Annotated in this window: 9 protein-coding genes and 2 pseudogenes; 6 read left to right on the top strand and 5 right to left on the bottom strand. The window is 47.1% G+C overall.

The genetic code is table 11. The annotated features are described in order from the left end of the window. Positions 1–8 precede the first annotated feature (8 nt). Complete coding sequence (locus PN462_RS01850; RefSeq protein ID WP_272126174.1) at positions 9–152, bottom strand: hypothetical protein; 144 nt, start codon at positions 150–152, stop codon at positions 9–11. A gap of 11 nt (positions 153–163) precedes the next feature. Next, positions 164–1,615, bottom strand: a complete 1,452-nt coding sequence (cysS, locus tag PN462_RS01845) for a cysteine--tRNA ligase (RefSeq protein ID WP_272126173.1) — start codon at positions 1,613–1,615, stop codon at positions 164–166. Between the two features lie 440 nt (positions 1,616–2,055). On the opposite strand from cysS, the gene PN462_RS01840 reads away from it, so the two are divergent. The 3 genes from PN462_RS01840 to PN462_RS01830 all read left to right on the top strand — a co-directional run bounded on the left by PN462_RS01840 (position 2,056) and on the right by PN462_RS01830 (position 4,451). After that, complete coding sequence (locus tag PN462_RS01840; RefSeq protein WP_272126172.1) at positions 2,056–2,256, top strand: hypothetical protein; 201 nt, start codon at positions 2,056–2,058, stop codon at positions 2,254–2,256. Positions 2,257–2,899: 643 nt separating this feature from the next. Beyond that, on the top strand, positions 2,900–4,018 hold the full coding sequence (locus tag PN462_RS01835) for a tetratricopeptide repeat protein (protein WP_272126171.1): 1,119 nt from the start codon (positions 2,900–2,902) through the stop codon (positions 4,016–4,018). Positions 4,019–4,160: 142 nt separating this feature from the next. Further along, positions 4,161–4,451 carry a hypothetical protein gene (locus PN462_RS01830; protein WP_272126170.1) on the top strand — a complete coding sequence of 97 codons (291 nt, stop codon included), beginning with the start codon at positions 4,161–4,163 and terminating at the stop codon, positions 4,449–4,451. Positions 4,452–4,455: 4 nt separating this feature from the next. Here PN462_RS01830 and PN462_RS01825 read toward each other — a convergent pair whose 3' ends face one another. Further along, complete coding sequence (locus tag PN462_RS01825) at positions 4,456–5,376, bottom strand: DMT family transporter (RefSeq protein WP_272126169.1); 921 nt, start codon at positions 5,374–5,376, stop codon at positions 4,456–4,458. After that, entirely contained in the window at positions 5,377–5,862 is a 486-nt protein-coding gene (locus PN462_RS01820) for a sterol desaturase family protein (RefSeq protein WP_272126168.1), read from the bottom strand. It lies immediately after the preceding gene. Between the two features lie 260 nt (positions 5,863–6,122). On the opposite strand from PN462_RS01820, the gene PN462_RS01815 reads away from it, so the two are divergent. The 3 genes and pseudogenes from PN462_RS01815 to PN462_RS01805 all read left to right on the top strand — a co-directional run bounded on the left by PN462_RS01815 (position 6,123) and on the right by PN462_RS01805 (position 10,082). Next, positions 6,123–7,220 (top strand): aromatic ring-hydroxylating dioxygenase subunit alpha, encoded by a 1,098-nt coding sequence (locus tag PN462_RS01815; protein ID WP_272126167.1) that lies wholly within the window; start codon positions 6,123–6,125, stop codon positions 7,218–7,220. Positions 7,221–7,292: 72 nt separating this feature from the next. Continuing rightward, on the top strand, positions 7,293–8,582 hold the full coding sequence (locus PN462_RS01810) for an aminotransferase class I/II-fold pyridoxal phosphate-dependent enzyme (RefSeq protein ID WP_272126166.1): 1,290 nt from the start codon (positions 7,293–7,295) through the stop codon (positions 8,580–8,582). Positions 8,583–8,767: 185 nt separating this feature from the next. Next, positions 8,768–10,082, top strand: a pseudogene (locus tag PN462_RS01805) (RNA-guided endonuclease InsQ/TnpB family protein). A gap of 96 nt (positions 10,083–10,178) precedes the next feature. Here PN462_RS01805 and PN462_RS01800 read toward each other — a convergent pair. Continuing rightward, positions 10,179–10,401, bottom strand: a pseudogene (locus PN462_RS01800) (RNA-guided endonuclease TnpB family protein); the annotation flags it as partial.

The following is a 10,401-nucleotide window of genomic DNA, read 5'->3' as shown; positions in this document are numbered from 1 at the left end:
CCCACGCTCTAATCTCCGATTGAGCGTGGGAGTATGTCACTCCCAATAATATCCGCCCGACTCTCCCGCAAATAGGCCGCCACGGCCTCCCGACGTTTCCCCCAAGCCGCATCTCCCACATCAGGTTTATCAAAGCGTAAATTGAAACTCACAATGCGGCAATTTATCCCCGATGCCATGTGGTTACACCCCCCGGTTTATCCACTAAGACAATACCTTGGCCTTGTAACTCATCCCGAATGCGGTCCGCTTCCGCAAAATTCTTGGACTTTCTCGCCGCTTGACGTTGAACTAATAATGTTTCAATGTCTGCATCACTCAACCCACTACTCGTTTCTCCCGCGTCTTCTATCGCATCCACCGTAAACCCTAACACCTTGGCCAACTCCACTAAAGTTTGCCATTGCTGTTGTAACATCTCCGACTCCACAGAGGTTTTCCCTTCATGGGTTAACCGGTTTTTCTCCTTGCGTAACTCCTTGGCCAACTCAAAGACAACGGCCAACCCCCCAGGGGTATTAAAATCATCGTCCATGGCCTCGATAAACCGGGCTTCATACTCCTGTAATGTTCCCGTTTGCGGACGGGTTTCTGTGGACCATCCTAATTTTTCCCCGTATTGTTGCCCAAATAATAACCCCTCTTTCAGGGTTTGCCAGCTATTTTGGGCGGACTGAATGGCCTCCTCGGTAAAGTCTAGGGGTTTACGATAATGGCCTTGGAGAATAAACAACCGTAGTCCCATAGGGTCCGCAGGCTGGTCTAAAAAGTCTCGAATGGTAATAAAATTACCGAGGGATTTAGACATTTTTTCCCCTTCAATTTTCACCATGCCATTGTGTAACCAGTAGCGGGCTAAAGGTTTGTCTGTGGCGGCTTCTGACTGGGCTACCTCGTTTTCGTGGTGGGGGAAAATAAGATCGCCTCCTCCCCCGTGAATGTCCACGGTGTCCCCTAAAATGGCTTTCACCATGGCTGAACATTCAATATGCCAACCGGGACGGCCTTTCCCCCATGGGGAGTCCCAAGCGGGTTCTCCGGGTTTGGCGGACTTCCAGAGGGCAAAGTCGAAGGGGTGTTTTTTCTGACTTCCTTCTGTCCCTACTCGGCCTCCGGCCCCGGCTTGCATTTCCTCGGGTTTCCGGCCAGAGAGTTTCCCGTAACTGGGGAAGCGTTCTACGCTGTAATACACATCTCCGTCGGCCACGTAGGCCATTCCTTTATCAATGAGGGTTTGAATAATTTGGTGAATACCGGGGATGTTTTCGGTGACACGGGGGTATTCATCGGCATCGAGGACGTTGAGGCGGCGAATGTCGTTGAAGTATTCTTGTATGTAGCGATCGCTAATTTCTGCCATCGTTGCCCCTCGTTCTTTAGCCCGGTTGAGAATTTTATCGTCAATATCCGTAAAATTCTGCACATACCGCACCGCAAACCCCCGCCATAATAGATAACGTCGCACGGTATCCCACACTACATAGGACCTGGCATGACCCAAGTGGCAAAGGTCATACACTGTGACTCCACAGCAATACATGGTTATTTTCCCCGCTTCTTGGGGGGTGAAGGGTTCTTTATGACGAGTTTGTGTATTGTAGAGAGTCAGAGTCATCGGCAAATCAGGAACGAAACTCTTTAACAGGGTAGCATGATAGTTGATAGTTGATAGTTGATAGGGGAGTCGGGAGTTGGGAGATGGGGGAGAAGAAGTAAGGAGAGAAAAGTGAGAAGTGAGAAGTGAGTAGTCTGTAATTTTTTCTCTATTCTCTCTCCTCTATTCTCTCTCCTCCCTCTGGGGGAGAACGAAGAACAAACTGTTCCCTGTTCCCTGTTCCCAAACAACCAACAACCAACCCCCCCGTGATAACCCCCCCGTGATATCTGTCCCCGTGATATCTGTCACATTAGGGGGTTTATCGTCTCACATCACTCGGTAATTTCTCTCAAGGATTGTTTTGCTGAAGTTCACAACCCAGTGAATACGGGTATCACGTTATTTATTGGGGATTCGGGTGAGGATAGTATTGTCGATAAGGAAATCCCCTGAACATCATGTTAAACCAACTTCAACTCCTCCCTGGCGCGATCGCTGAAATTCTTGCTTCTGTGGCTGAAACTGGACAATTAACTGTATTAGACCGCTATGGACTGATGGCCGCAACTCTCGATGAATCTGTGACGGAAGAAGAACACCGCATGATTACTCGTCTGCTTCGGTCTGTGAAACGTGGACGAGTCCAAATCGCTGCATAACCTCTGATATTCAGGGGATTTTCCCGTTTTCCCAACAATTTATCTGGATTTCCTCTTGTTCTCAGCTTCTAGGGCTGAGTTTTTTCTTGTTAGGGTCAAATTCCCCTGTCTCTCCTTTCTGCCTCTTGCTGTCACCCAATCTTGAGTAAAATGTAAAGAATTGTTGCACTTTCTGGGCGAGTCTGTTACATTACTTAATATAGCAAACTTTCTATAGTCAAGCCCTACGAATACTGGGGTTTAAGCTCACAGTTTGTCAATCTCTGGATCTAATCTGTATCTGGAAATCTCCTCCCAATACAGCAAGCTCAATTCTAAGTCGCCCTAAGCGGCTTATTTTTTTGGGCTGAATGTCTGTCAAAAATGCCTAGAATATTGGCTAGGAGCAATTTAGAGCCATTTCGCCTGCTGGAAATAAGCGTTTTTAATTAATCTGGGTTGAGATAATTAGTAGGCTTGTGTACAGATTAGCCTAAATTGTGGTTAAATTTTGTAACATTTGTTCGTCTGTCTAAAATAATTATGTTCTAGTTCCCAGTGGCGTGTAGAAGTCACCGTTTAAACTTTCTCGCGGAAACTCCGTCTGGAACAACGGAATAAGGAATTTTAGAAGTAAACCTCACACCTTGACACTATAAAACCTATGAGTAAGCAGTTTTTCTGGACAATCAGCAAAATTGCCATCACCCTGAGTGCAGGGATTTTCGTGGCGGGTGGCTTAACTGTCGCCCCGGCATTGGCTAATGCTGAACCTCTCTATCTCGCGCAACAATCGAGTAGTGAGGAATTGCGCGACTTACTAAAACGGGGGCGAGAGTTATCGGAAGCGGGGAATTATGATGCTGCGATCGCAGTTTATCAACAAGCCGCCCGTCTCGACCAAGACAACGCCCGCATTTACTCCGGTATCGGCTTCTTACAAGCCAACCGACAAAATTATACCGCCGCCGCCGAAGCCTATCGTCAGGCCGTTTCCCTAGACCGGAATAACGTAGATTTTCACTACGGGTTAGCCTACAGTCTCGCCAAAGCAGGAGACAACGCCAACGCCGCCGCCGCCTATCAGCGAGTCTTACAACTTGATCCAGATCATCGAGAAAGTTATCTCGGTTTAGCCGTGGTTCGGATGCGGGAAGGGAACTACGACCAAGCCATTGCTACCTATGAACAGATTATCGCCAAAAATTTAGGAGATAGTGGCGAAATTTACGGGATGATTGGATCAGTTCTCATCGAACGGGGCGAAAATGAGAAAGCCGTTGAACTCCTAGAACGGGCAGTTCAAGAACACCCCAACAATGTCAAAATTCGTCTTCCCTTAGCCGTTGCCCTCCTCAACCAAGGGAACTATAATCAAGGCGTTTCTATCCTCGAAGAAATCGCCGAACTTGATCCCCGTAACCCCCAAGTCCACTTACAAATTGGCCGTATCCGTCAAGCCCAACAAGACTGGGAGGCCGCCGAAGACTCCTTTAGTCAAGCTGCCCATTTAGCCCCGGATTCTGCGGAGGTTCATGTGGCGGTCGGGAATTTCTGGATGGAACGGGATATGTTTTTAATGGCCACGGTGTCCTATCGTCGGGCCAGCGAACTCGATCCCCAAAACCCCCAAGTTTTCCAAAAACTGGGAGAAGCCTTACAAAACCGTCGTCGGCCAGAGGAAGCCAAGGAAATCCTAGAAACCGCCCGTCGTCTCTATCGGGAACAAGGCAACAGCGAGGCCGCAACGGAGGTGAATCAGTTAATTGAGGAGATGGATTAATTCGTTCTTGGTTCTTGGTTCTTTGTTCTTTCTCCCCCTCCCTGAAACCGCGCTTGAAACCGGGTTTCTGTCCTCAACTTGGTTTTTTCCTGAAAATGGAGATAAGAAACCCGGTTTCTCCCCCTAGACCGATCAATTCACCATGAAACCTTTAACCTATGCAGCCAGTGGGGTGATCATGCTGTTATTATCCCCCACCCTTACCCTCGCCTTACCCCCGGCAGAGGAAACCCCCGAAGAAGTATTACGGACTGAGATTATCTTAGACGCGCGATCGCCCGTTAACGGAGAACCCCTCACCGCCGCAGAATACGCCGAACTCCAGCAAACCTTAACCGAAAGTCCCTACCCCCCAGAACTCAGCCCAGAAGTCCAGCAAACAATCTTTATGTTGAAACTCTTAGACTTTATTAATACAATCTTGCCCTTTTAGCCCATCACCGATTCCCAAACAGCGCAATACTCATAGACCCCGAAACCACACAAACCGCCCCAAACACCCCCAACAGCGTAATCTGTTCAGACGCAATATATTGAGGAATCACCAAAGCCGCCACCTCCACAGAAGCTAACGTGATTAAAGGTGCCGTGGATAACACCGCCGAAATTTTCGACGCATACCAATGGTTGAGAGACTCCGCAAACGACCCATAAGCAATCAGCGTATTTAGCCCACAAAACAGCAACAACCCCCCCTGTAACGGCGTAAGCGTTAGAAAAGACGCAAAATCCACCTTCGGCAAAAATAACACCATACACCCCCCATAAATCAGCACCATAATCTGAGAAGATGAAAAACTCCGGAGTAACTGCTTCTGGGCCAAAGCATACCCCGACCAAGCCAAAGCCGCTAAAAAAATCATCCCCACTCCCAACAGATACAACCCTTGGGTCGTCAACAGCGTGCCGAGTTTATCGTGAAAAAAGACCATTAACCCCATAATCAAAACCGCCAAACCTGCCCACTGTTGCAGAATATAGCGTTCTCGGAAAATCAAAATTGCCCCCAACCCAAACAACACCGGGGCCAACTGAATAACCACCTCCACCGTCCCAGGACTGGTGAGGGATAACCCCTGAAGAAACAAAAAATAATTACACCCCAAAAACACCGTCGCCACCAACAATAACCGCCAATTTTTAGGATAAATTCGGCTTAACGAGGGGAACTGTTGTTGATGCAACAATAAAACCGAGAGTAGCGAAAAGGACAACGTAAAGCGAAACCAAGTCAACGTATAGGCATCTAACGCCTGTAAAACAATGGTTAACGCCAACGGTAACACCCCCCACAAAGTGGTCGTGAGGAGTGCTAAGAGAAAACCGCGTTGCCATTGGCCGGGATGTTTGTGCAACACTTACCACCAACGCAGTTGTAAGAAACTGGGGCGAGTGGCCTGTAACTCGTCTTCTGTGAGCCATTCTACAGGCTTATATGTGCCAAACACATGATCCCACCAATCAACCCCTAACCCAAAGTTGTGATGCCACATATTGTACTTGTGGTGGACATAGTGAACGGGCATTTTCATCCAAAAGCATTTAGTTGGGTTTTCGTGTTGCAGTTGGTGAGCATAAGCCGAAAACGCCGCATAAGTCAATCCTCCCAACAACCAACTGAGTCCTAAAGGCCAAGACACGAGGAAAAGAACCAACATGGGTAAAAACGCCCCTTTCACATAGTCGAGAAATTCCCAAAGCACCCCTTGGCCTTCGTTTCTGCGGTGGTGATCTCGGTGACGTTCACCTACTTTGGCATTAGCGTGCATCAGGCGATGTATCCAGTATTCTACAAGGCTACTGGCCACGAAGGCCGTTAAAAATACAGCAGTCAGAACTATCATATGATTTCCTAGTTATAGATCGTGTCTGCTTTGTTATTGTGCCATTAGACGGCAAGGTGTGGGGATAGTTGATAGTTGATAGTTGATAGTTGTTCTTCGCTTCCCCATCTCTCCCATCTCCCGACTCCCGACTCCCGACTCCCCATTCCCTTTTTCACCAACAACCAACCTGCTTACTGTCCACTGACTCAGCGAATCTTTACAACTACTTGCTAAAATAACGAAACTGTTATGATTCTTAACAAGGAGATTAGTAAGGGATGGAACTGGCGGCAACCTTAAATAGCCAGATAGTACAGAATCAAGTGCGCGAAACGGGAATTAATCCGAACTACTGGTATCCAGTGAGTTGGGCCAAAGACCTGAAACAGGGACAAGTGATTCCGGTGCAGGTTTGGAATCAGGCCATTGCCCTATACCGAGATAATGATGGAAATGTCCACGCTCTTGAAAATGCCTGTCCTCACAAAGGTGTAGAACTGCACATGGGAGAAGTCCAAGGGGAAAACCTCGTCTGTCCCTATCATGGTTGGCAATTTAATGGCCACGGGGAATGTGTCAGCATTCCTTATTTCCCCCCGGAGCAAAAACTTCCTTGTGCTAAGGCGCGAATCTATCCGGCGTTAGAAAAGTATGGTGTAATCTGGGTATTTCCGGGGGATGCTCAATTAGCAGACGAAGACGATCTTCCCAATATCCCAGAATACGATGACCCGGACTGGCTGGTTGTCCCTATTCCGGCGAAATTTAATGCCCATTTTTCTATCTGTAATGAAAATACGATGGATGTGTTCCACGGGTTTCTCCATCGGCAAATTAATGGTTGGTTTGACCCGGTGTTGCTGTCTTTGGAACGGACGGAACGGGAAGTGAAGGCGAAATATCAGGTCTCTTATCAGGGTTGGTTAAGTAAGTTTTTACGACTGAGTGAGAGTCAAAAGCGTGTCACGACTCGGACAATTACCGTAGAATATCGCTATCCCCATTATTTCAACTCCTTGGAGGGAGTCTCGAAGATGCACCTCCTCCGTTTACCTGTTTCTCCCCAAGAAACTCGCTCTTTTACGCTGCTGTTTGTCAAGATGCGACTTCCTCAGTGGTTGGTGAACTCGCTGAAACCTGTCTTAGCGAAGGTGGTCTGGAAACTTTTATTTAAGCGTTTCCTTGATCAAGACGTGGAAATGATAGAAAGTGAGCAACAAACCTATTTGAAGAATCGTCAGCGTCGTTATGTTGAAGTGAATCCCGCCATACTGGCCCTTCAGCGCGTTATCTTGGGGCAGTATGAGCAGTATCAAGAGCAGTCGTCTCAGTCGCACTGGGAGTCTTCTCCAGAAGATTTAGTGGCTATGCAGTAATTTTTACTTACGTAAATGAGGTCAATCCGGTTTAATACAGTTGTTTATCAGCAGTTATGCAAGGAGTGAACGGTGCAAGTTGTCCAAGAGTATATGCAGGGGTTGTATGACAATGATTTATACCCAGATAAGTATATAAGCCACGGAAAAACGGGAAATTGGGTCGATATCGAAGACCCGTCGGGGAAGCGTCAGACGGTGTTGACTTTCTGTACCAATGATGTTTTAGGGTTGGTGCAGTCGGAGGCGGTTCGACAGGCCGCTATTGATTCTATTCTCCAGTATGGGACTTCTAATAGTTCTTGTTCGGTTCTCAGTGGTCGTATTGATCTTCATCGTCAACTAGAACAGGAAATTTCGGCGTTTAAGCATCTTCCCTATACTCAGTTGTTTCTCAATGCTTGGATGGCGTTACAGGCGGTGGTGGATGGGTTTTGCCATTTAGCGATGCCTGTTCCGGGGTATCAGAATACACGGGAAACGCTGATTATGACGGATGTTCTCAATCATGGCTGCATTGTGTCGGCGGTGGTAAATGCGGATAATCGGTCGGGGAAAATGTTTGGGAATAGTCCCAAGGTGCGGGTGAAGCCCTATCGTCACTGTGATATGGGGGATTTGGCGCGGAAGTTGCGTCGTTATGCGAAACCGGGCGATCGCATTATGGTGATCTCGGATGCGGTCTTTTCGATGGATGGGGATATTGTGCCGCTTCCGGAAATGTTGGACGTGATGGAACAATATCCCGGTAGTGTGGTGATTATGGATGAAGCCCATGCTAGTGGCGCGATCGGGCCGAAGGGGGGTGGGATTTATGACCATTTTGGTATTACCCCTCAATCGGCCATCGAACGGGGGATGAATCCTTTAATTATGACGACGTTTTCTAAGTTTGCGGCTTCTGCGGGGGCGGCCATTAGCAGTCATATTCCCCAGTTTACCGATTTACTGGATGTGTCTCCCACCTCTATTGGGACGATTTCTTTGCCTCCTCCGACGACTGCCGCGGCCTTAGAGAGTATTCGTCAAGTCCGGCAAAATCCGGAATTGGTGGAGAAATTACAGGCCAATACTCGTTATCTGCGATCGCGCTTAATTGAACATGAGTTTAACGCGATCGGCGAAACCAATGTCATTCCCGTCATTCTGCCCTCAGAAATGAATCCGAAACGGTTTTCGCAACATTTACTAGAACAGTACAAAATTTGGGTATCTCCCATTTGGTTTATTGCCAAACCCCGTTTACGGGTTACGGCCAATGCGTTACATACCCAGGAAGACATGGATCGATTAATCACGGCCATGGTGGAAACGCGAGAAACCCTTTATCCTACTCAAGCGACTGTAACCATGACCGCGTGAAGCACAAGAAAAGTTAAGATTGCATGAGGGACGTTGCTTGCAGCGTCCCTCTTTCCATGAGAATTTACCAAAATGTCGCCAGAATGCCCCCATTATAATCTTTGATTTAATGGGGGATGAATGGCGACCAACAATAAATTATTATAAATTTTCCCATCTTGGGTAAAATGTGTTAGAAGAAGGACATGATAGTCATCGAAGCCAAACTCAAGGGAACGGCATCCCAATACGCAAAAATAGATGAAGCAATCCGAACGTCGCAATTCGTTCGGAACAAGTGTTTGCGTTTTTGGATGGACAACAAAGGGGTTACGCGCAATGACCTGCAAAAGTTGTGTTCTCAACTGGCCAAGAATCGCGAAACCCCTTGGGTCAAACAACTCAACTCTCAGGCTCGCCAAAGTTCGGCAGACCGAGCGTGGGCTGCTATCTCGCGGTTTTATACCAGTCGTGTCTCACACGCCGACAGGCTTGACTGCAAGCAAAGCAAGTCTGGCAAAAAAGGTTATCCCAAATACAAGAAATTCAATCGTTCTGTCGAATATAAAAAGACAGGATGGAAACTCTCTCCCGACGGTAAAGAAATTGAATTCACCGATGGATTTAAAGCGGGAAAATTCCAACTTTGGACGAGTCGGGACTTAGTTTTCTACTCGGAACAACAAATTCAAAGAACGCGAATTGTTAGGCGTGCCGATGGCTATTATTGTCAGTTTCTCATTCAATGGGAGAGAAAAGAAGAACATGAATTCAACGGTAATGTTGTCGGTATTGACCTCGGACTCAAGGAGTTCTATACCGATAGCAACGGGAATACCGTAGAGAATCCCCGTTATCTGAGGAAATCCGAAAAGCGGTTAAAACAATTGCAACGTCGGGTTTCTAAACGACATCAGAAGGGGAAAAAACAATCGAAACGATACCACAAAGCACGAAAGGCATTAGCCAAACAACATCTGAAAGTCTCCAGACAGCGTAAAGACAAGGCAATAAAAGATGCCTTGGCGTTAGTCAGGTCTAACGATCTGATTGTCTATGAAGACTTGAAGGTACAAAACATGGTGAAAAATCATAAACTGGCAAAGTCCATATCCGATGCTTCCTGGTATCAATTCGTGCAATGGCTGCAATATTTCGCCAAAATTCACGGGACAATTTGCATTCCGGTCGCCCCACATTATACGACAATAAATTGTTCGGGATGTGGGGCAAAAGTGGAGAAAACGTTAAGCACTCGGACTCATCAATGTGTCAAGTGCGGATTAGTTCTAGACCGGGATTGGAATGCCGCACGCAATATTTTAGCGAAAGGATTGCAGATATTAGCAGAATACTTAAACAGTAGCGAAGGGCATTCGCGAACTGGGGTGAAAAACCCGAACGCTCGAGGAGAGCATGACCACTGGGCAAGTGGATAGAGATATCGACAATCTAAGTCGGCTCGTTGAACCGAGAACCAACGATTATGTTGGGAATCCCCCCTCAGAATCTTTGATTTGAGGGGGGAGGATGTCAACAGCAACAACTGGACATAGCACGAGAGATTAACAATAGACAGGGGGAAGCCGCGTCTTTAGGCAATTTAGGTAATGCTTACCATCCGGAAACTTTATACTCGACAGAGCGTGAGTGCTTTTTAAATTTTGGATAGCCTTTCTTTCCTGTTTTGGGTTGTTTGCAGTTCTCGTAGAAACGAGTAATTGCTCTAAGGGTTCTTTCAACCGCCGTTTGACAAGCATGAGAGTTTAAATCTTTAACAAATCCAAACTCTTCTCTTAATGCTGTGTTGTATCTAAAGAGTTCAGTTTTGCCTACACCT

Origin of the sequence: Spirulina sp. CS-785/01 (genome assembly GCF_028330525.1) — a bacterium.
In the GTDB taxonomy this organism is placed as follows: Bacteria; Cyanobacteriota; Cyanobacteriia; order Cyanobacteriales; family Spirulinaceae; genus JAQMSD01.
Note: the sequence above shows the minus strand (reverse complement) of the source record. Positions and strands in the feature narration are given on the sequence as shown.

What these genes read in the sequence shown, in the direction of transcription:
- cysS (WP_272126173.1), bottom strand. Translation starts at nt 1,615, where the DNA reads ATGACTCTGACTCTCTACAATACACAAACTCGTCATAAAGAACCCTTC.
- PN462_RS01840 (WP_272126172.1), top strand. Translation starts at nt 2,056, where the DNA reads ATGTTAAACCAACTTCAACTCCTCCCTGGCGCGATCGCTGAAATTCTT.
- PN462_RS01835 (WP_272126171.1), top strand. Translation starts at nt 2,900, where the DNA reads ATGAGTAAGCAGTTTTTCTGGACAATCAGCAAAATTGCCATCACCCTG.
- PN462_RS01830 (WP_272126170.1), top strand. Translation starts at nt 4,161, where the DNA reads ATGAAACCTTTAACCTATGCAGCCAGTGGGGTGATCATGCTGTTATTA.
- PN462_RS01820 (WP_272126168.1), bottom strand. Translation starts at nt 5,862, where the DNA reads ATGATAGTTCTGACTGCTGTATTTTTAACGGCCTTCGTGGCCAGTAGC.
- PN462_RS01815 (WP_272126167.1), top strand. Translation starts at nt 6,123, where the DNA reads ATGGAACTGGCGGCAACCTTAAATAGCCAGATAGTACAGAATCAAGTG.